Origin of the sequence: Actinomadura rugatobispora (assembly GCF_042656285.1) — a bacterium.
Lineage (GTDB): Bacteria > Actinomycetota > Actinomycetes > Streptosporangiales > Streptosporangiaceae > Spirillospora > Spirillospora rugatobispora.
The window spans coordinates 99,879-120,718 of sequence record NZ_JBHSON010000020.1 but is presented as its reverse complement, the minus strand read 5'-3'; the positions used below and the strand labels follow the sequence as shown (position 1 = coordinate 120,718).

The 20,840-nt window shown below is 71.1% G+C and carries 17 protein-coding genes and 1 pseudogene; 9 read left to right on the top strand and 9 right to left on the bottom strand.

Annotated elements, in window-relative coordinates; all coding sequences use genetic code 11:
• The first annotated feature begins 5 nt into the window (after positions 1-5).
• From ACFPZN_RS16610 to ACFPZN_RS16580, 7 genes and pseudogenes are all read left to right on the top strand, one after another.
• Complete coding sequence (locus ACFPZN_RS16610; RefSeq protein WP_378282866.1) at positions 6-1,013, top strand: alpha-ketoacid dehydrogenase subunit beta; 1,008 nt, start codon at positions 6-8, stop codon at positions 1,011-1,013.
• Positions 1,006-1,248: a lipoyl domain-containing protein gene (locus tag ACFPZN_RS16605; protein ID WP_378282865.1), complete on the top strand. Its 243-nt coding sequence runs from the start codon at positions 1,006-1,008 to the stop codon at positions 1,246-1,248. The genes ACFPZN_RS16610 and ACFPZN_RS16605 overlap by 8 nt, the downstream gene beginning before the upstream one ends.
• 21 nt (positions 1,249-1,269) lie before the next feature.
• On the top strand, positions 1,270-2,604 hold the full coding sequence (locus ACFPZN_RS16600; RefSeq protein WP_378282864.1) for an aromatic ring-hydroxylating oxygenase subunit alpha: 1,335 nt from the start codon (positions 1,270-1,272) through the stop codon (positions 2,602-2,604).
• A gap of 27 nt (positions 2,605-2,631) precedes the next feature.
• Positions 2,632-4,305, top strand: a complete 1,674-nt coding sequence (locus ACFPZN_RS16595; RefSeq protein ID WP_378282863.1) for an FAD-dependent oxidoreductase — start codon at positions 2,632-2,634, stop codon at positions 4,303-4,305.
• Positions 4,302-4,634, top strand: coding sequence for a 2Fe-2S iron-sulfur cluster-binding protein (locus ACFPZN_RS16590; RefSeq protein ID WP_378282862.1), 333 nt, complete (start codon positions 4,302-4,304; stop codon positions 4,632-4,634). Before ACFPZN_RS16595 ends, ACFPZN_RS16590 begins: the two co-directional genes overlap by 4 nt.
• A gap of 391 nt (positions 4,635-5,025) precedes the next feature.
• Positions 5,026-5,259 (top strand): hypothetical protein, encoded by a 234-nt coding sequence (locus ACFPZN_RS16585; protein ID WP_378282861.1) that lies wholly within the window; start codon positions 5,026-5,028, stop codon positions 5,257-5,259.
• A 215-nt stretch (positions 5,260-5,474) separates the two neighbouring features.
• Positions 5,475-5,862 (top strand): annotated as a pseudogene (locus ACFPZN_RS16580) (transposase); the annotation flags it as partial.
• Between the two features lie 466 nt (positions 5,863-6,328).
• On the opposite strand, the gene ACFPZN_RS16575 reads toward ACFPZN_RS16580, so the two are convergent.
• Genes ACFPZN_RS16575 through ACFPZN_RS16540 form a run of 8 tightly spaced genes read right to left on the bottom strand, consistent with a single transcriptional unit; the run spans position 6,329 to position 15,845 of the window.
• Positions 6,329-7,636 carry an MFS transporter gene (locus ACFPZN_RS16575; RefSeq protein ID WP_378282860.1) on the bottom strand — a complete coding sequence of 436 codons (1,308 nt, stop codon included), beginning with the start codon at positions 7,634-7,636 and terminating at the stop codon, positions 6,329-6,331.
• Positions 7,637-7,680: 44 nt separating this feature from the next.
• Positions 7,681-9,312, bottom strand: a complete 1,632-nt coding sequence (locus ACFPZN_RS16570; RefSeq protein WP_378282859.1) for a thiamine pyrophosphate-binding protein — start codon at positions 9,310-9,312, stop codon at positions 7,681-7,683.
• A 15-nt stretch (positions 9,313-9,327) separates the two neighbouring features.
• A complete protein-coding gene (locus tag ACFPZN_RS16565) occupies positions 9,328-10,164 on the bottom strand; it encodes an amidohydrolase family protein (RefSeq protein WP_378282858.1) in 837 nt (278 codons plus the stop codon).
• Between the two features lie 29 nt (positions 10,165-10,193).
• Positions 10,194-11,390 carry an alpha-hydroxy acid oxidase gene (locus ACFPZN_RS16560; RefSeq protein WP_378282857.1) on the bottom strand — a complete coding sequence of 399 codons (1,197 nt, stop codon included), beginning with the start codon at positions 11,388-11,390 and terminating at the stop codon, positions 10,194-10,196.
• A gap of 59 nt (positions 11,391-11,449) precedes the next feature.
• Positions 11,450-12,613, bottom strand: coding sequence for an acyl-CoA dehydrogenase family protein (locus tag ACFPZN_RS16555; RefSeq protein ID WP_378282856.1), 1,164 nt, complete (start codon positions 12,611-12,613; stop codon positions 11,450-11,452).
• A 12-nt stretch (positions 12,614-12,625) separates the two neighbouring features.
• Positions 12,626-13,882: a CaiB/BaiF CoA transferase family protein gene (locus ACFPZN_RS16550; RefSeq protein ID WP_378282855.1), complete on the bottom strand. Its 1,257-nt coding sequence runs from the start codon at positions 13,880-13,882 to the stop codon at positions 12,626-12,628.
• The gene (locus ACFPZN_RS16545) at positions 13,879-14,412 is read right to left on the bottom strand and encodes a MaoC family dehydratase (RefSeq protein WP_378282854.1); all 534 of its coding nucleotides are present in this window, start codon (positions 14,410-14,412) and stop codon (positions 13,879-13,881) included. Before ACFPZN_RS16545 ends, ACFPZN_RS16550 begins: the two co-directional genes overlap by 4 nt.
• Positions 14,409-15,845: an MmgE/PrpD family protein gene (locus tag ACFPZN_RS16540; protein ID WP_378282853.1), complete on the bottom strand. Its 1,437-nt coding sequence runs from the start codon at positions 15,843-15,845 to the stop codon at positions 14,409-14,411. The genes ACFPZN_RS16545 and ACFPZN_RS16540 overlap by 4 nt, the downstream gene beginning before the upstream one ends.
• 340 nt (positions 15,846-16,185) lie before the next feature.
• Here ACFPZN_RS16540 and ACFPZN_RS16535 point away from each other — a divergent pair, with 340 nt between their 5' ends.
• Both ACFPZN_RS16535 and ACFPZN_RS16530 read left to right on the top strand, forming a co-directional pair.
• Complete coding sequence (locus ACFPZN_RS16535) at positions 16,186-17,052, top strand: IclR family transcriptional regulator domain-containing protein (RefSeq protein WP_378282852.1); 867 nt, start codon at positions 16,186-16,188, stop codon at positions 17,050-17,052.
• Between the two features lie 62 nt (positions 17,053-17,114).
• Entirely contained in the window at positions 17,115-18,008 is an 894-nt protein-coding gene (locus ACFPZN_RS16530) for an HpcH/HpaI aldolase/citrate lyase family protein (protein WP_378282851.1), read from the top strand.
• Between the two features lie 705 nt (positions 18,009-18,713).
• Here the strand turns inward: ACFPZN_RS16530 and ACFPZN_RS16525 are convergent.
• Positions 18,714-20,819, bottom strand: coding sequence for a molybdopterin-containing oxidoreductase family protein (locus ACFPZN_RS16525; RefSeq protein ID WP_378282850.1), 2,106 nt, complete (start codon positions 20,817-20,819; stop codon positions 18,714-18,716).
• Positions 20,820-20,840: the final 21 nt, after the last annotated feature.

Genomic DNA, 20,840 nt, shown 5'->3' with positions numbered 1-20,840 from the left:
TGGACGTGGAAGAACGACGGATGACGATGCGCGAGGCGCTGAACCTCGCGCTGGACCAGGCGCTGGCGCGCGACGAGCGCGTCTTCCTGCTGGGTGAGGACATCGCCGATCCGGGCGCCACGGGCCCGACCGCGGGGCTGTCGACCAGGTACGGCGCCGACCGGGTGCTCGACACGCCGATCTCCGAGTCGGCGATCGTCGGCGCGGCCGTCGGCGCCGCCATGGAGGGGTTCCGCCCGGTCGCCGAGATCATGATCATGGACTTCATCGGGATCGCCGCCGACCAGCTCGTCAACAACGGCGCGAAGCTGCGGTTCATGACCGGCGGGCGGACCGCGGCGCCCATCACGGTGCGGACGCAGGTCTACGGCGGCCTGGGCACCGGGGCGACGCACTCCCAGTCGCTGGAGGCGTGGTTCATGCACATCCCCGGCCTCAAGGTGATCGTGCCCTCGACCCCGCGCGACGGCAAGGGCCTGCTCACCTCGGCGATCTTCGACGACGACCCGTGCGTCTTCGTCGAGACGATCCGGCTCCAGGGCCGGCGCGGAATGGTGCCGGTCGACCCGGAGTTCGCGATCCCGCTCGGCGAGGCCGAGGTGAAGCGGCCGGGCACCGACGTGACGCTGATCGGCTACGGCCGCGGCGTGGTGGAGATGCTGGACGCGGCCGCCGCGCTCGAGGCCGGGGACGTCAGCGCGGAGGTCCTCGACCTGCGCACCCTCGTCCCGCTCGACGTGCCGGCGATGGTCGAGTCCGTGGGCCGCACGCGACGGGCCGTCGTCGTGCACGACGCCGTGCGGTTCGCCGGGCCGGGAGCGGAGATCGCCGCGATCCTGCACCGCGAGCTGTTCGACGTGCTGGAGGCTCCGGTGGAGCGGGTGGGGGCCCGGTTCGTACCGAACCCGGCGCCGCCCGCGCTGGAGTCGCAGATCTATCCGAGCGCCGACCGCGTCGTCGCGGCCGCCGAGCGGACGCTGGCGCCGGCGGCTCGGGCGGGTGCCCGTGGCTGACTTCACGGTCCGGATCCCGCGCGTCTCGGTCGCGATCTCCGAGGCGGAGCTGGTCGAGCTCCTCGTCCCGGACGGAGGGGAGGCCCGGGAGGGCGAGCTGCTGTTCGTCATCGCGACCGACAAGGTCGACTCCGAGATCGAGGCCGGCGCGTCCGGCACGGTGCACTGGAGCGGCGCCGTCGGGACCGTCTACGAGATCGGCGCCGAGATCGGCACGATCCGTTCCCCGGGCTGATCCGCACAGCAGAGGAGGTTGATGCCGATGGCCGCCACCCACGAGCCCCGGCCCGTCCCGTTCGCGATGCGCGACCCGCTGCGCGTTCCGCGCGAGCGCTACTACGACCGGGAGTTCTTCGAGCTCGAGAAGGAGCACCTGTGGCCGCGCGTCTGGCAGATGGCGTGCCGGCTGGAGGAGATCCCGCGTCCGGGGGACTTCGTCGAGTACGAGATCTGCGACCAGTCGATCCTGGTGGTGCGCCAGGACGACCGGTCGGTCAAGGCGTTCCACAACGCGTGCCGCCATCGGGCGACGCAGCTGTGCGAGGGCTCCGGGCGGCTCACCGGCAAGCAGATCGTGTGCCCGTTCCACGGCTGGCGCTGGAACCTCGACGGCAGCAACTCCTTCGTGTACGGCGCGGACGGATTCGCCCCGGAGTGCCTGCGCCCGGAGGACATCCGGCTGCGCGAGTGCCAGGTCGACACCTGGGGCGCCTGCGTCTGGATCAACATGGACCCGGACGCCCGCCCGCTGCGGGAGGCGCTGTCACCGGCGGCGGAACTGCTGGACGCGGTCGGCGCCGAGCACATGCGAGTGTGGTGGTGGAAGGAGACCATCCTCAACGCGAACTGGAAGATGGCCCAGGAAGCGTTCCACGAGGGCTACCACGTGGCGGCCACGCACCCGCAGCTCACCTTCGGCCTGGGCGAGGACTACCCGACCGGCAACGTCGAGTACACCGCCTTCGGCAACGGCCACGCCCGGTTCCAGGGCCGGTTCGACCCCACGGCCGGCGGCGTCTCCCAGGGGCGGGGCGCGGAGGCGTTCCTGGAACGGTCTCGGACGCTGTGGGAGGGCCAGGACGCGATGACGCTCGAACGCGACCTGCACGTCTTCCGGGGGGTGAAGAACCGGGTCCCGCCCGGCGAGGACTTCGCCACGGCCGCGATCAAGGCGTTGTTCGACTACGCCGAAGGCGCCGGCATCCCGCTCCGCCCGACGCCGGAGGGCGTGCGGCTGTGGGGCGGCCAGGTGTTCCTGTTCCCGAACTTCATGATCCTTCCGCAGTTCGGCAACGCGCTCTCGTACCGGGTCCGGCCCCACGGCGACGACCCCGAGCAGTGCCGGTTCGAAGTGTGGTCCCTGACCATGTACCCCGAGGGCGAGGAACCCGGCAGGGCCGCGCTCAAGGGCCGGTTCGCGCCCGATGACACCGACAACTGGGGCCTGATCCCGCGCCAGGACTTCGGCAACATCGCCCGCCAGCAGCGGGGCGTCCATTCCCGCGGCCACCGCGAGCACCGCCTCGCCACCGAATGGGAGCGGGCGATCAGCAACATGCACGTCGAACTCGACCGGCACCTCGCCCGCTGAGGCGATTCGTCCCCCCGGAGGTTCACCGTGTCCGATGCGGAGCACGTCACCGACGTCGTCGTCGTGGGATCGGGAGGCGGCCTGTGCGGCGCCCTGACCGCGGCGGCGAACGGGCTGGAAACGCTGCTGATCGAGAAGCAGCCGCTGCTGGGCGGCTCGACGGCCATGTCGGGCGGCGTCCTGTGGCTGCCCGACAACCCGCTCATGCGCGCCGAGGGCGTCCCCGACTCCCTGGACGACGCCCTGGCCTACTTCGACTCCGTGGTCGGCGACGCCGGCCCCGCCTCGTCGCGCGAGCGGCGCGCCGCCTATGTGACCGAAGGGGCCGAGATGGTCCGCTTCCTCCAGGAGCGGGGCCTGCGGTTCGTCCGGTGCGAGGGGTACAGCGACTACTACGCGGGGGTGGCGGGCATCCGCGGCGGCAGCGTCCGCGGTCGCTCCATCGAACCCGCGGTGACCGCCGGCAGGGAACTCGGGCCGTGGTTCGACACGCTGATGCCGGGCATGACCGCCGCGCTCGGGATCGTCGTGATGACGGGCGAGGCGGCCACGCTGCAGCTCATCAAGCGGCGGCCGAGGGCCGCCGGCGTCGCCGCCCGCGTCGCCGTCCGGACCGCCGCCGGCCGGCTCAGGCGCGAGGGACGGCTCGCCAACGGCGCGGCACTGGTCGCCCAGACCCTCAAGGCCGCCCTCGCGAGCGGCGCCTCGGTCTGGACGGGCACCGGGCTGGTCGACCTGATCGTGGAGGACGGCCGTGTCGCGGGCGTCGTCGCCGAGCGGAACGGCGAGACCGTGCGGATACGCGCCCGCCACGCCGTGCTTCTGAGCTCGGGCGGGTTCGCCCGCAACCCGGAGATGCGCAAGCGGTACTCCAGGCAGCCCAACGACGGAACCTGGACCGTCGCCAATCCCGGTGACACCGGCGAGGCCATTCAGGCCGCCATGCGCATCGGCGCCGCGGTCGACCTCATGGACGAGGCCTGGTGGATCCCTGCCTCCGTCCAGCCCGGCGGCCGCCCCAGCCCGGTCAACGCCGAGCGCTGCAAGCCCGGTTCGATCATCGTCGACCGGGCCGGCCGGCGCTACTTCAACGAGGCGGTCTCGTACATGGAGGCCGGCCGGCGGATGTACGCGCACAACACCGACGGCGACGCCATCCCGAGCTGGCTCGTCATGGACGCCCGCCACCGCGCTCGCTACCTGTTCGGCTTCCGGCCCCGCATTCCCGGGGAGTGGCTCACCAACGGCTACGTGAGGAAGGCCGACACTCTGGAGGAACTCGCCCAGACCTGCGGCATCGACCCGGCAGGGCTGGCCGCCACGGTGCAGGGCTTCAACGCGGCGGCCGAACAGGGCCGGGACCCGGAGTTCCGTCGCGGCGAAGGCGCCCACGAACGGTACCAGGGCGACTACGGCAACAAGCCGAACGCCTCGCTCGCCCCCGTCGACAAGCCGCCGTTCTACGCGGTCGAGCTCTATCCCAGCGACGTGGGCACCAGCGGCGGCCTCCTGTGCGACGAGTTCGCCCGCGTCCTCGACAACGACGGCGACCCGATCCCCGGCCTCTACGCCGCCGGGAACTGCACCGCGTCCCTCATGGGCCGCGCCTACCCAGGGGCGGGCGCGAGCATCGGCGCCAGTTTCGTCTTCTCCCACATCGCCATGAAGCACGCCGCGCGCCTCGCCGGAGCGGAGACGTGACCGGAGAGCACCGGAGGCCGGTGGTGCACGTCGACCCCATCGGAGCCGACCTCGAACCCCTGCCCGGAGAGACGATCATCGAGGCCGCCTGGCGCCTCGGCTACCGCTGGCCCACGGCGTGCCACGGCCAGGCGACCTGCGCGGCCTGCCACATCGAGGTGATCAGCGGCACCGAGCACCTGACTCCCCCCGATGAGGAGGAGCGCGCCACCATCGAAGACCGCCTCCCCCGCCGCCAGGACCCCACCCGATTCAGGCTCGCCTGCCGGGCACAGGCGACCGGCAACGTCACCGTGCGCAAGACCGGCGTACGACGCGAGCCCCGGTGAACCAGGCGAGCGGCTCATGTGTGACTGGACGGTTTCGGCACCTCTCTGTGTCAGCCGCAATGAGCAGAGAGGACTCCAGCTTGTTGGATCAGTGGCGTTGATCGCGGTCTGCGGCCAAGATCAACAAGCCTGTGGCCAGGGGTCGCCCGAGTTACACCTGCCGCCCGCCGGGCTGGCTCATTCAACGGCACGCGTGCCGGCCACAGCCGCCGACGAGAGTGGCTCAAGACATCCGATGGCCGTAAGAGTCAAGCGGCAGTGGTGGGTGGCGGAGGGCGGCGGCGTGCCGTCCGCCCTTGGCGCGGTGGTGGACGTGGTGGGTGCGCGCTCCAGGTGAGGCGATCAGTGCGGAGAACGCGGAGACGACCCGGTCGTTTTCACCCGTCGGTAGGTGACGATCTGGCTTTCGGCCGGACCGGCGGCGCTGCTGGCGGAGACCGGCTTGGCCCCGGCCCGCGCCCCCGGCCGGATGCACCAAGTCCGCTTCCGTTACGCCGCGAACAAGCGCATGCGCCATGCCATCGACTGGTGGGCCTTCACCTCCACCCGTGAAGCCGACTGGGCCAGACATGCCTACGAGGACGCACGCGCCCGCGGCCACGGCGAAGCGCCCTGCGCGGCCTGAGCTCCCGCTGGGCCCGCGTCCTCTGGCGCTGCTGGACCGACCACGTCCCCTATGACCCCGACAAGTACCTGACCGCCAAGCAGGACGACAGTGCGGCCTAACCCCCGCCCCAAAGACCACCCGCGCGGCGCACCGCTCCGCGGGCTCTTTGCCTGTCCAGCCTCCGCCCCCATCCCACCAGCCTTTTTCAGCCCCGCAGGTTGACAACGGGAGTCTGTGTGGTCCATCTCATCAGGAATGCGCTGCGGCCGGTCGCCCGTCGCGATGCCGGCGCGGTGGCCAAGGAGCTGAAGAAGGTCTACACCGCGATCGACGCCGCGCTGGAGGCCCTGGCCGAGTTCGCGGGCACAGATCTGGATCGCAGGTATCCGCAGGCGGTGAAGGTGTTCGAGGACGCCTGGGACCGTTTCACGCCGTTCTTCGCCTTCACCGGCCCGGTCCGCAGGCTGCTCTGCACCACCAACGGGATCGAGTCGCTGAACTCACCAAGGCCCGCGGACACTTCCCCACCACGACGCCGTGGTCAAGCCGCTGTGGCTGGCCATCGTCAACATCGAGGACGAACGCGCCGCCAAATGCGAGCAAGGCGACAAGCACGCCTTCCACGGGACGGGGCCGCGACCGTCGTGGATTTGGGGCAGTGTGGCGGTTTTCTGTCATCCGTGCGCGAGCAGAGGATCTCCGGACGGACCGGCGTCGGCTGGTCATGGCCGCGCGGGCCGGGGCACACGGCGGCCCGTGCACGAGTTCCTGCCCCTTGTCCGCAAGGTGGTCGGGCACGCCGACGGCGTGGTCCAGGACACCATGGTCCGCGCGCTGCCGTGGTCACGCTCGTAATGAACCAGGCGCGCCGGCGATGCCGCCCAGGTGACCGACCCGGCGGCCGACTTCGTCGAGGTGACGATCGCCCGGCGGGACAGGGCTGTCGCCTCGGCGAGATCGGACACGCGGTCTCGCGGACGGAGGAAACTCCGTCCCCGTTCTCTGCAGGCTGGGGCGCCGCCACGAAACTCGGGCTCGGAATCCGGCGGATTCCGAGCCCGAGTCATTGCCGTCCTGGTACTGGTGGTCACTCCTGGACGAGCGGCTGGCCGGCTCTGTCCTTCATCGCGAAGATCGCGACGAGCGAGAGCAGGCAGCAGCCGAGGATGAGGAACGCCGGCATCAGATTGTTGCCGGTCCGGTCGACGAGGAAGGTCGCCATGAACGGCGTCGCCCCGCCGAAGACCGCGGCGCCGATGTTGTGCCCGACCGACAGGCCGCCGTAGCGGTTGCGGGTCGCGAAGATCTCGGCCAGGGCGGCACCGCAGAAGCCCAGGTAGACGCCGTGCAGCGCGCCCAGGATACCGAGCGCGACGAACGCGGGGATCCCACCGCCCTGGATCATCATGAACAGGGGGACCGCGCCGACGACGAACGCGATCGCCGCGACCAGCATGCCGGGCTTGCGGCCCACCCGGTCCGACAGGACCGCGGCGAACGGGATGACGAGGAGGTCGGCCACGATGGCCGTGCCCGTCGCGAAGTAGGCCGTGGTCGAGCTGTAGTCCAGGGCGGTCTTCAGGTATGAGGGCACGTAGGTGAGGATCATGAAGTACCCCATCTGGAGGGGGATACCGATCCCGGCGGCCAGGAAGATGTTGCCCCAGCTGCGGCCGAAGACCTCGCGCGTCACGCTGTCGGCGACCTTGCCGGACTCCTCGAGCTCCTTGAAGTTCGGGGTCTCCTCGAGCTTCAGCCGGATGTAGAGGCCGATCAGGCCCAGCGGTCCGGCGACGAGGAAGGGGACCCGCCAGGCCCACGACTCCAGGGCGTCCCCCGGCAGGACCGCGCTGAGCACCGTCGGCGTCGACAGGCCCAGGAAGAACCCGAGCACGGCCGAGGACTGGATCCAGCTCGCGTAGTAGCCGCGCCGCGCGGTCGGGGCGGCCTCCGCGACGAAGGTGATCGCCCCGCCGACCTCGCCGCCCGCGCAGAAGCCCTGGACCATGCGCAGCAGCACGAGCAGGATCGGCGCCACGATCCCTATCGAGGCGTAGGTCGGCAGCAGCCCCATGGCGAAGGTGGCCGCCGAGATCCCCAGCACCACGATGCACAGGACGGTACGGCGGCCGATCTTGTCACCGAGCGGGCCGATGATCGCACCGCCCAGCGGGCGGATGGCGAACGCGACACCGAAGGTGGCGAACGACAGCAGCAGGGAGGTGGCCTCGCTCCCGCTGGGGAAGAAGAGCGAGCCCATGACGACGGCCATGTAGCCGTAGGCGGCGAAGTCGTACCATTCGAGCAGGTTGCCGATGGACGAGGCGATGAGTGATCTTCGTGAGTTCTCGTGCGAACGCGCGCCTGCGGCGTCCGTCTCTGCGGTGAGTGCCATTGCTGTCGCCTTCGTTCAGGGTGGGGCGATACGCGAGTAGGGGGTCAGCTTTCCGAGGGTTCGATGCGCCGATCGACTTCGAGCTCGATCAGCGTGGGGGTGTCGAGGGGGTGCCGGATCGCCGCGACGGCCGCGTCGAGCTCCGCCGGCGTTCGCACGGTGTGCCCCGCCCCGCCGAGCGAGCGGGCGACGCCCGCCAGGCTGGGCCAGCCGAGGCTGGCGTAGTCGGGGTCCACGCCGTGGTTGATGAGTTTCGGGTACTCCGCGCCGTAGCACCGGTCGTTGACCACGACGAGGAGGAAGGGGATGCGGTTGCGCACGGCCGTGGAGAACTCGACGATCCCCATCATTCCGCCGCCGTCGCCGACCACCGCGACCGTGAGATGGTCCGGGGCGGCGGACGCGGCTCCGATGGCCGCCGCGACTCCCAGGCCGATGGACGACCAGTTCCCTCCGGTCTGGAAGAACCGGGTCCCCGCGTCGGCGTGCAGGTAGCGCCAGGGTGCGGTGACGAAGCGGCCGACGTCGGTGACCACCTGGCGCGGCCGGGGCAGGATCTCGTCCAGCCTGATCATCGCCGTGCGCGGGTCGATGCCGCCGGGGCCGCTCCGGTCGGTGAAGTCCTCGCTCACGGGCACGCCGGGCATGCCGGCCGGCCCGAGGGCGCTGATCCGCCAGGTGCCGGGTTCCAGCTCCGCCTCCCTGAGGCGGTCCAGCATCTCGGTGGCGATGGCCTTGGCGTCGCCGAGGACCACCGCATCGGCGGGCGTGGCGCGCAGCAGCTTCTCCGGGCGCAGGTCGCAGCGGACGATCGCCTTGTCCCGCAGCAGCGCGCCGCCGACGGTGGTGTGGTCGTTGAGCCCCGCCCCGAAGACGATCAGGCAGTCGCTGGAGTTGATCACGTCGAGAGCCTTCGGCCGGGCGACGGTGCCGATGATGCCGATGTCATACGGGTGCCCGGAGAAGAGGTCCTTGGCTCCGGCGGTGCTCGCCAGCGGCGCGCCGAGAGCGTCGGCCAGCCCGACCAGCTCCTTGCCCGCGTCGGCCAGCACCGCTCCCCGTCCGGCGACCACGACCGGGCGCCGGGCGCTGGCCAGCACGCCGAGGGCCCTGTCCAGTGCCGCCTCGTCAGGTCCTGTGACCTGGGGTTCCACCGGACGGAACGGTGATCGCGCGTACTCCAGGTCGGCGAACTGGAAGTCGAACGGGATGTTCAGCACCAGGGGCCGCCGGGTGAGCTCCACCTTGGCCAGCACCATGGCGAGGTCGTCGACGAGGTGCTCGGGGGTGCGCACGCGCCAGTAGTCGGCGCCGGAGAGCCGGGCGAGTCCCTCCAGGTCGATCTCCTGGGGGAAGTAGCGCTTGCTGACCGGATCGCCGGTGATCAGCAGGATCGGGCTGTCGGCGCGGACCGCCTCGACCAGCGCCGTGATCGTGTTGGTCGTGGCGGGGCCGTGGGTGACGGTCACGACGCCGGCCGTGCCGCGGATGCGGGCGTAGCCGTCGGCCATGCTGACCGCTCCGCGCTCGTCGACGGCGGACACGAAGGTGCCGCCCTCGTGCTCGGTGTAGTCGTGGACGTGCAGCATGTTGGCGTCGCCGAGCAGCCCGAAGACGGTGTCGACTCCGTGGTCGCGCAGCGCTCGCGCGACGCAGTGGTGGCCTTTGATCGTCATGGGTGGAGCCTCTCCTCAGTCGTCGGTCGTCCAGCGCAGCCATTCCGCGATGCCGCGACCCAGTACCTGGTCGCGCTCGTCCGCGGAGAGGAAGTCCAGGTCGCGGAAGAACCTCACGAGGTCGTCGTAGGCGCAGGGCAGGCGGGAGAGGTCCGATCCCCAGAACACCCGCCGCGGCCCGAAGACGTCGACCATGCGGCGCACGACCCCCTGCAGCTCGGCGAACGGCCAGGGTTCGCGGACGTAGTACGGCAGCGACGCGGCTTTGACGGCGACGTTGTCGTGTTCGGCCAGGGGCCAGAGATGTTCGAGTTCGGCCCAGACGCGGTCGCCCAGGTCCTCCAGCGGCAGGCCCGCGTGGCAGACCGTCAGCACCAGGCGCGGGAACCGGCGTGCCAGGTCGTCGACGGCGGCGAGGTTCCCGGGGGCGTAGATCATGACGGGGACCGCGTGCTCCTGGGCCGCCCTCCAGAACCAGTCGAGTTCCCGGCGGGCCAGGGCGCGGATGCCGTCCTCGGTGTGGAGCGTCAGGCGGACGCCCAGCATCGCGGGGTCGTCGCACCAGGTCTCCAGTGCTTCGGGACGGGGCGCGCTCAGCGCGTCGAACCGGCCCATGACGGCGAACCGGTCCGGGTGCGCGCGCGCCGCCTCCAGCGCGAAGTCATTGCCGTCGCCCTGCCACGACGGCGGCACCAGCACCGCCCGGTGCACGCCGCACCGGTCCATGTCCGACAGCAGTTCGTCGCCGGACAGGGGCTCGGCGCGCTGGGGCTCGCCGTGACCGGGCGGCCACGGCCGCTCCGGGGTCGAAGGTCCCCAGATATGGACCTGCGCGTCGATGACCAGGGACATGGGGGTGGCTCCCTTCATGGGATCAGGCGCTACTTGAACTCGTGGTGGCGCGGGGTCACCGACGAGCGGTCGAGGTCACCGACGGACGCGACGCCCATGAGGGTGAGCGTCCGGACGATCTCCTCGCGAAGGATCTCCAGGACGTGCCGGACGCCCGCGGCACCGGACACCGCGACGCCGTACAGGTACGGGCGGCCGATCATGACGGCGGACGCGCCGAGCGCGAGCGCCTTGACGACGTCGCTGCCCCGTCTGACGCCGCCGTCCAGCAGCACCTCGGCCTTACCGCCGACCGCCGCCGCGACGTCGGGCAGGGCGTCGAGACTGGCGGGGGCGAAGTCGAGCTGCCGGCCGCCGTGGTTGGACACCACGACGCCGTCGAATCCGAGGCGGACGGCCTGCTCGGCGTCCTCGGGGTTCAGGATTCCCTTGAGGTAGAGGGCGCCCTTCCACTGGTCCCGCATCCAGGCGACGTCGTCCCAGTTCAGCGTCGACTGCATGAGCTCGCGTTCCTGGATGTGCAGGGACTCGACGGCCGCGGCGATCCCGGTCTGCTCGACGAAGTTGTAGCCGCCGAACCGCTGGTGGCGTACCACGTCGTAGGTCCAGCGGGGGTGGCGGGCGAAGTTCAGCGCGGTGCGCGGGGTGAGGATGGGCGGGAGGCCGTTGCCGCGCATCCCGGTACGGCGTTCGCCTTCGCGGCTGCCCTTCACCGGGACGTCGACCGTGACCATCATCGTCCGGTAGCCGGCGCTCCAGGCCCGGCGCATCAGCGACGAGGTCACCGTGCCGGCGCGCGGGTACAGCTGGAACAGGTGGGCTTCGCGGGCCGCCTCGGCGATCTCCTCCAGCGACCAGGACGAGGCCGTGCTGACCACGTACCGGGTGCCCATCCGTTCGGCGACGGCGGCGGCGAGCAGGTCCGTCCTCCAGTGCGCCATGCCGGAGGCGCCGGTCGGTGCCAGCAGCACGGGCAGTGCCAGCGGGATGCCGGCGACGGTCGCGGCGGTGTCGTGGTCCTCGATCCCTTTGAGGACGCCGGGGACCAGTGACCACCGGTCGAAGGCCGAGCGGTTGTCCCGCAGTGTGACGAGGTCGTCGGCGCCGCCGTCGATGTAGTTCCACACCATCGCCGGCAGCCGCCTCCGCGCGGCGCGCCGGTAGTCCTCGATGCTCAGCAGCCGTTCCGGCAGTGTCCACCGGACGTCGAAGCCGAAGAGTTCCAAAGGGGGCTCCTGTATGAGCGGCGAATGTGGGGCGGGGGTCGCGGTCGCGTGCCGCGGGGTCAGGTGACCTTGCCGCGTCCGGAGACGACGGCCTTGGCGATGACGGTGCGCAGGATGTCGCTGGTGCCTTCCCCGATGCTCATCAGCATGGAGTCGCGGAACAGCCGCTCGACCTCGTACTCCTGCGAGTAGCCGTAGCCGCCGTGGATGCGCATCGCGTCCTGCGCGGCGGTCACGGCCACCTCGGACGCGAACAGCTTGGCCATGCCGGTCTCGAGGTCGGCGCGGTCGGTGTCGTCCTTGGCGACCGCGGCCCAGCGGACGAGCAGCCGCGCCGCCTGCAGGGTGGTGGCCATGTCGGCGAGCTTGAGCTGGATGGCCTGGTGCTCGGCGATCGGCTTGCCGAACGTGCGGCGCTCGCGGGAGTAGGCCAGGGACTCGTCGTAGCTGCGCTGGGCGATGCCGAGGCTGCGGGCGGCGACGTTGATGCGGCCGACCTCCAGCGCGGAGAGCGCCTGCTGCAGGCCCCTGCCCTCGGTGCCGCCGAGGAGGTTCGCGGCGGGCACGCGGACCTCGTCCAGCGTGACCTCGCAGCTCTCCGGGCCCTTGTAGCCGAGTTTGGGCAGGTCGCGGGCGACCTCGTAACCGGGGCTGGCGGCGTCGACGAGCAGGATGCTCATGCCCCGGTGCGCCGGGTCGGCCTTCGGGTCGGTCTTGACCAGGACGGGCAGCGGGTCGGCGAAGCGGGCGTTGGTGATCCAGGTCTTGGTGCCGGTGACGATGTAGTGGTCGCCGTCGCGGCGGGCGCGGGTGGTGATGCCCTGGAGGTCGCTGCCCGCGTCGGGTTCGGTCAGGGCGATGCCGGTGCGGCGGGCGCCGGTGGCCAGCTCGGGCAGGTAGCGGCGCCGCTGGTCCTCGGTGCCGTGCCGGTTGATCATCCAGGTGGCCAGGGTGTGGCTGCCCAGGATGCCGGCGATGCCCATCCAGCCCCGCGCGATCTCCTCGAACAGCAGGGAGTAGGAGACGAAGTCGACGTCCATCCCGCCGTACTCGTCCGGGATGAGCGCGCCGAAGAAGCCGAGTCCCTTCATCGTCTCGACGATCTCGGTCGGGTATCGGCCGGAGTGCTCGGCGTCCCGGGCGACCGGGATGATCTCCTTGTCCACGAACGCCCGCACGCTGTCGCGGAACTGGCGCTGCTCGTCGGTGAGTGCGAAGTCCATGCTCTCGTCCTGTCAGTTCTCGGTGGTCCCGAAAGCCCCGGCGGCGCGCAGGGCGTCCTGTTCCCGGGGGGTGTAGCCGCACAGGTCGGTGAGGACGGCACCGTTGTCCTCCCCGAGCGCGGGCGCGCGGCGGTGCCGGTCGCGGGGTTCGCCGACCCGGGCGGCCGTGGCGACCTGGCGGACCCGGCCCCATACGGGGTGGTCGACCTCCAGCACCAGGCCGCGGGCGGCGGAGTGCTCCTCGGCCAGGGCCTCGGGGACGGTGTTCACCCGCGCGCACGGCACCCCGTGCTCTTCGAGCAGCGGAAGCCATTCGGCGGTGGTGCGGGCGATCAGTGCCTTCTGCACCAGCCCCAGCACCTCCTCGCGGTGGTCGGCGCGCCCGGCGAAGTCTCCGAACCGCGGGTCGGCGCCCCACTCGGGCTCGCCCAGCGCCGTGACCAGGCGCCGCCAGAACTTCTCCTTCGGGCACGCGACGACGATCCAGGAGTCGGCGGTGCGGAAGTTCTGGAACGGGACCAGGCTCGGGTGGGCGGAGTTCGCGGTGCGCGCGGGCTCGTGCCCGGCGGTCAGATGCCAGGCGGCCAGGTAGTTCAGCATGGAGATCGCGGTGTCGTAGAGGCTGACGTCGCAGTCGGTGCCGATCCCCGTCTCCCGCGCCCCGTGCACCCCGGCCAGCAGTGCCAGTGCCGCGGTGACACCGCCCGCGAAGTCCACCAGCGAGGCGCCCGACTTCGTCGGCGGCCCGTCGGGGGCCCCGGTGAGGCTCATCCAGCCGGCCAGCCCCTGCAGCAGGTAGTCGTAGCCCGGCTGGCTCCGCCTCGGCCCGCTCATCCCGAACCCGCTCAGCGAACAGCACACGATCCGCGGGTTGACGTGGGCGAGTTGCCGGTAGGTGATGCCCAGCTTCTCCGGGACGTCGCCGCGCAGGTTGGAGTAGACCGCGTCCGCGTTGGCGACGAGGCGTTCGAACACCTCCCTTCCGGAGGGGTTGCGGACGTCGAGCACGACGGACCGCTTGTTGCGGTTGATGCTCTGGAAGAACAGCGAGTCCGGCCCGCGGTCCTCGGCACCGGCCTGGGTTCCGGGCTGGGTTCCGGTGGTGTAGGGCGGGGTGAACCGGCCGACGTCACCGCCCACGGCCGGGTCCTCGATCTTGATCACGTCGGCGCCGAGATCGGCCAGGTGCAGCGAGCCGAACGGGCCCGCGCCGTACTGCTCGACGGCGATCACCCGCAGCCCCTGCAGCGGCAGCCGCCCCCCGCTCATGGCCGTTCCTCCAGGCCGTCCAGGGTGAGCGCGCCCGCACGCGGCTCGGGGAAGGGCGTCCCGGCCGTCGCGGAGGAGCGGCGGTTCACCATCACCGAGCGCCGGAACGACAGGCACTTCTCGCCGTCCTGGTTGAGCCCCCGCGTGTAGGTGGAGACGATGCCGACGTCGGGACGCGACTTCGACTCCCTCACCCCTGTGCAGATGGACTCCGCGTAGAGGGTGTCCCCGACGAACACCGGGTGCGTCAGCCGGATGTCGGTCATCTCCAGGTTGGCGACGGCGTTCTGGCTGATGTCGGACACGGTCTGGCCCAGCACGAGCGCGATCGTGAAACCGGAGTTCACCAGCGGCCGTCCGTACGGCGTTCCCTCGGAGTAGTGGGCGTTGAAGTGCGACTGGTGGGTGTTCATCGTCAGGAGCGTGAACCAGGTGTTGTCCGCTTCGGAGATGGTGCGGCCCAGCGGATGCCGGTAGACCGCCCCCACTTCGAAGTCCTCCAGGAACCGCCCTGGACGCGGCGTCGTCATGCCCGCACCCCCGCCATGGCGCCGGGGGACGACGGTGCCTGCGACACCGCGCCCAGGACGGAGAGGAAGCCGAGGTCGCCCGCGCCGCCCAGGCCGAGCACGCCGCCTTCGAGCACTGCGACGCCGTCGGCGTCCAGGCCCAGCGCGGCGTTCGCCCGGAACTTCGCGACGATCTCGTCCACGGACATGGGGTTCTCCTCGCCTCCCCGCTGGTAGCGCAACTCCGCTGTGTGGGTGCGCCCGTCGGTGGTGCGCAACGTGACACCGCCGCCGAAGGAGTCCGGACGCGGCGAGTACTGCTTGAGCTCGTAGCCCACCTTCGGGGTGAGCGCGAGCACCCGCTCGTCCCGTACCGCCGAGGGCAGGAAGCTCGTCACGTCGACCTTGCCGTGCACCAGCAGGGCGCCCAGGCAGTACGGGAGGCTGAACTTGGCGTCGTAGGGCGTGCGCGGGCGCACCTTGTCCGCCGCCGGCTCCAGCACGAGCGCCACGCCCGTCTCGTCGGAGAAGGCGGTGATGCTGTCGACCTCTTCCGGCGTGATCGGGTGCTCGGCGAGGATCTCGCGGAGCGCGTCGACGGGTGCGTGGGCGTAGTGGCAGGCGGGGTAGGGCTTGATCGCGATCCGCGGGGTCTCCCACACCGTGCCCAGTTCGCCGACCAGCGCCTCCAGCCGTCCGAGCGCCTCACCGAACCCGTGCGCGTAGGTGGCGTAGTACCCGCGGGCGCCCTCGAAGACCGATGCGGGGCCGGTGCCTCCGTGGGCCGCGAGGCGGGCCGCGGTCAGTCCCGCCTGGGCGGCCCAGCCGGGGTGCAGCTTCTTGGTCTCGGCGCCGTCGGCGAGGAACTCCAGCAGGCCGCCGGCCATGCTGCCGGCGATCCCGAGAGCGTGGGCGGTGCGATCCGCGTCGAGGCGGCGGACCCGGCAGGCTGCGGCCGTCGCCCCGAACACCCCGGCCATCCCCGTCGGGTGGAAGCCGCGCTTGTGGAACACCCCTCCCGCGGCGGCGCCGACGCGCGTCGACACCTCGTTGCCCGCCACGATCGCGGCCAGCGTGTCGGCGCCGGACGCGCCGTGGGCCTCGGCCGCGGCGAGCGCGGCCGGGGTCACGGCCGCGCTGACGTGCACGACCGAGTCCGGGTGGGTGTCGTCGAAGTCCAGGGCGTGGCACAGCGTCCCGTTGATCATCGCGGCCTCGGTCGAGGGCAGCCCGCGGCCGCCGATCGCGGTGCTGGGCCCGCCGACCCCCGCCTCGTCGGCGGCGGCCGACACGTACGGCGCCTCCCCGAGGGCGAAGGCCGCGACCCCGCATCCGATCGCGTCGAGGGCGTGCAGCGCGCCCGCGGCCCGGACGTCCGCCGGCAGCCCCTCAACGTCCAGGGCGACGACGAACCGAGCGAGCCGCTGTGACACCGACTCCGCCGAGTGACTCATCTACCACGGTCCTTCCTGCCTGACGGGTCACCCGCGACCACGCCTCTGATCCGGTGGGAGGTCTTCGCGACTCCCCTTGTTCGCTCAACGGTCGTTTGTACGCTGGCCGACATTAAATCGGTTGCGACCGCGATGTCAACGGTGTGGCCGAAATCGGTGTTCACGTAGGCTACCTGCGGTAATGACAGTCCCACCGGGCCGGGTGCCACCCAGCGAACAGTTGGTCGTACACTGCAACACGGACACCGGCCGCGACGGCAGCCCAGCGGGAACGGCAGCACGAACGGCGAGCGGGAGACGTCGCGGATCCCCACGACGATGAGGACGAACTGGAGCCACAGTGGACGACGAGGCAACGGCCGGCGACAAGGCGGCCGTCCGGCCGGCGGCCGCGTCACGGCGGGCCCCCAAGGCCGCCAAGGCGACCACGGCCGCCCGACCGGCCAAGGCCCCCGAGGCGCTGGAGTCGCTCGAACGGCAACTGGCCGTCCTGGCCGTCTTCGACGCCGCCCACCCGTCGCTGACGCTGAGCGAGGTCGCCGCCCTCACCAACACCACGCGCCCCACCGCACGGCGGATCTTGCTGACGTTGAAGTCGCTGGGTTACGTCCGTGCGGACGGCCGCCAGTTCTCCCTGACCCCGAAGGTGCTGAACTTCGGCTGGAGCTTCTTCGCCTCACTCAACCTGGAGGAGGCGGTACAGCCCGTCCTGAACGACCTGCGGACGGCGATCGACGAGTCGTGCTCGGTCGGGCTGCTCGACGGGCGGGACATCGTCTACATCGCCCGCGCCTTCACCCGCCGCATCACCACGATCAGGGGACGGATCGGTTCCCGGCTGCCCGCGCACGCGACCGCGATGGGCCACGCCCTGCTCGCCCACCTCGACGACGGCGAACTCGACGCCTGGCTCGCCGAGGAGCCGCTCCAGGAGTACACCGAGCGGACTCTCACCGACCCCGCGCACCTGCGCCGCGAGCTGATGGAGACCAGACGGCAGGGCTGGGCGCTCGTCGACGGGGAGCTCGAGACGGGTCTGCGCGCCATCGCCGCCCCCATCGCCGGCGCGGACGGCCGGGTGGTCGCGGCGGTGAGCGTCTCCACGATCTCCGCCCGCACCATGATCTCGGACCTGCGCAAGCATGTTCCGGCCCTGCTCGAGACCGCGGAGGCCCTGTCACCGGTATTCCGTCTGAACGACGACTGATCGGGTTCTCCGGAGGTCCCGGGGAAACCGGCACGGCATCGACACGAGGAGTCACGGCGCGAATGACCCGCACCGCAGAGAACTTCAGCGCATGCTCCTGGCTGTTCGCCCCGGGCGACAGCGAAAGGAAGATGGAAAAGGCCGCCGCCTGCCCTGCGGACATCGTCCTGCTCGATCTGGAGGACGCGGTCGCGGAAACGGAGAAGGGCACGGCCCGGGCGATGGTCCCGGCCTTTCTCGAAACCCGGCCGGTGAAGGACAGGAGCCGGCTTTGGGTGCGGATCAATCCTCTCGACGGCCCCCACGCGCTGGCCGACCTGGCAGCGGTGATGCCGGCCCGGCCCGGCGGCATCATGCTTCCCAAGTCACGCGGCCGCGAGGACGTGGAGCTGCTCGACCACTACCTTTCGGCTCTGGAAGTCTCCGCCGGTATCGAGCAAGGTTCGACAAAAGTCATCGCCCTGCTGACCGAGACGGCGGAGGCCATGTTCACCGCCGGCACCTACAAGGGCGCGCCGCGCCTGGTCGCCATGACCTGGGGTGCGGAAGATCTCGCCGATGCCGTCGGGGCCGGTGGCAACCGCAACCCCGACGGCGGCTACGGCTTCACCTATGAGCTGGCCAGAAGCCTGTGCCTGCTGGGTGCGGCCGCCGCCGGAGTGACACCCGTCGAAACCATCGAAGGCGACTTCCGTGATCTGGAAGGCCTGCGCGACCGGGCCGAGAAGGTACGCCGTGACGGCTATCGCGGCATGCTGGCCATCCACCCCTCGCAGGTCGAGGTGATCAACGCGGCCTTCGCGCCCACCGAGGAGGAACTGACGGCGGCCCAAGAGATCGTCGATCTGTTCGCCGCCAACCCCGGCGCCGGAACCATCGGTCTCAACGGCGCCATGCTCGACCGTCCCCACCTCGCCCGCGCGCGGGCGCTGCTGGCATCGAGGGGACGCGCATGACGGTCGTTTCCGGTGCCGCTGCCCTGGATTCAGCCCGTTCCTGCTCATGGCGCCCGCGCCGCTCCGGGGTCCGGACACCTCCCCGAACACGGTCGTGAGGCGGCCCAAGGCGTTGAAGGCGAAGTTGGTGGAAACGCCGCCGCCGGCGAGCGGTGCCACGGTGAGCTCCCCCCACGGCACGGACACCTGACCTGAGGTCACCCTTGATCATCAAGAGGGATGTCCGTCATCCCCTCGCCACACCCGGCGGCCGTTCCGTCGAGCCGGCGCACCAGGGCGGCAAGCCGCTCATCCAGCTCGCCAAGGACCTGGGTACCAGTCGTTCCCGCTTACCGGGTAAATCAGGCCGACGCCGACGACGACAAGGGCGGCGAGTCGGGTCGGCTGACCAGCACCGAGAGAAGGAATTGGACGACCAGCGACCGAACGTGCCACCTCTGAGGGGATCAACATGACGATATCAAGTGTTCAAGCTCAGTATGCAGGCAGAAACTGCGGTGGCCCGGCGGAACGCCGAAGGCGTCCGCATGATCCGCTATCAAGTTCCGAAAGATAGGACTGCCTCAGAGCGTTGGGCTCCGTTCGATGTGGCCGGATGCACGGAAATGACTTCTCCGGTAATCACCAGGTCCTGGTCAGGCGCGTGTTCTGGGCCGGAGGCCAACTCAGGCGGGCTTGCTGCCTGGCAACGCGTGTGGGTGACCGTTATGACGCGGGGTTTCGGTCGCGGACGGTTAGTTTCACTGGGATGCCGGTGAGCCTTGCCATGTTCGACTCGGGTTCGTAGCTTCCCGGGCCGTGGGGCATGAGGGCGTTCACGTTGACTCCGGGGTGCTCTCGCGACAGGCGGAGGCCGGGCTGGAGGCCCCAGCCGTGTTCCATGGAGACCACGCCCGGGCGCAGGGCGGGGTCGATCTCGGCCTCTGCTTGGGTGTGCCCCCATTCCGACCGGATCTCCACCAGCGCGCCGTCGGTGATGCCGTGCCGGGCGGCGTCGGCGGGGTTGACGGCCAGGCGGTTGCGGTCGCCTCGTTTGGTGTGCGGAAGGTTGGCGTACCAGGAGTTGTGCATGCGGGCGTCGCGCCGGCTGATCAGTTTGATGGTGGCGGGCTCCTCGGCGGCGAGTTCGTCGAAGATCTTCGCGCAGCGGTCGATCGCGGCGTCGAAGGAGGGCGGGCGGCAGTCGACGCGCCCGTCGGCGGTCTGGACGTGGCGTTCGAAGAGCGTCCCCGGTTCGGGCGGGCCGACCTCGACGCCGCGGGGGCCGGCCGTCACCCGCTCGCGGGTCAGCCCGCCCGCGCGCAGCATGTGCTCGACCCGGCCCCAACGCACCTGCTCGGGATCGGGGGCGTCCAGTGGCGAGGGCAGTCCCATCTCCTGGGCGATGCGAGCGAACATCCACCATTCCTCGCGGCGCTCGAAGCGCGGTTCGGAGACGCGCGGTGTCCAGTGGACGAAGGTGCCCGGCTGCTGCATGCCGAGCGTCGAGAGGTTGACGTCCTCGCGCTCGAACTGGTCCGCGGCCGGGAGCAGCCAGTGGGCGTACTCGCCGGTGGCGTTCGGGTAGAGGTCGATGGAGACCAGCAGGTCGAGCCTGGAGAGGGCGCGGCGGAGGGCGGCCTCTCCGGGCAGGCTCAGCAGCGGGTTGCCCGCCAGCACCACCAGCGCCCGGATGGGCTCGGTCGCGTGCAGGACGTAGTCGGCCAGCAGGGTGCCGGGCAGGTGACCGCGGCGCATGGTGCCGAACTCGCCGTTCACGATGTCGTCGGCGAGGTCGCCGCGGGCCTTTCGGGCGGCGGGGTAGACCTCGCGGCCGGCGATGTTGCCGCCGCGGGCGTCCAGGTTGCCGGTGACGAACACCAGCATGGTCATCAGCCAGTAGGCCAGCATGCCCTGGCGGCCCATGTTGACCCCGGTGGACATATGCGCGGCGGCGCGCGGGGCCTCGGCGAACTCCCGGGCGACCCGCGCGATCAGGTCCGCGTCCAGCCCGCAGACCGGTGCGACCCGTTCGGGCGGGTAGCGGCGCACGAAGGCGCGCAGGCCGTCCAGATGGGCGCCGTGTTCCGCGAGTTCGCCGGGGAAGCCCCGGGTGCGCTCGATCTCGCACAGCAGCGCGGCCAGGAAGTAGACGTCGGTGTCGGGTCTGATCGGGATCGTGGTGCCGGTCCGGCGGCCCGCGCTCTCGGTGTCGCGCGGATTGACGAACCATATCCGGGCACCGCGCGCGGCGGCGTCGGTCAGTTCCCGGTAGGCGTTGGGCATGGAGATGAAGCTGCCCTTGCTGACCCGCCAGTTGGAGCCGAGGAGCAGCAGCACGTCGGTGTGCCGGACGTCGGGGAGCGGGTGCAGTGCCGACGTTCCGAACATCGCGGTGCTCGCGGCGAACTTGTTGCTGCAGTCCTGGGTCGCCGAGCTGAAGACCCGCTCGACGCCCAGCCGCTGGAACAGTTCGGGCGGGGCGATCCCGATCATGCTGTTGAAGCTCGCCGGGTTGCCGAGGTAGAGGCCGATGGCCTCGGGGCCGTGGTGGCGGTGGACCTCCGACAGCCCGGCGGCGACGGCGCCGATCGCCTCGTCCCAGGTCCGGCGGACGAGCCGTCCGCCTGTGCGCTGCGCGGGATGGTCGAGGCGGTCCGGGTCGTGGTGGATGTCGACGCCCGCCAGTCCCTTGCGGCAGGCGAAGCCGCGCGACATGGGGTGGTCGCGGTCCGGTTCCAGGGCGCGCAGCGCCCCGTCCTCCACGGTCGCGATCAGCCCGCAGGACGGTTCGCACACTCGGCAGTAGGTGTGCACGCGCACTTCGTCCATGAGGGCCTCCGGGCGCCAAAA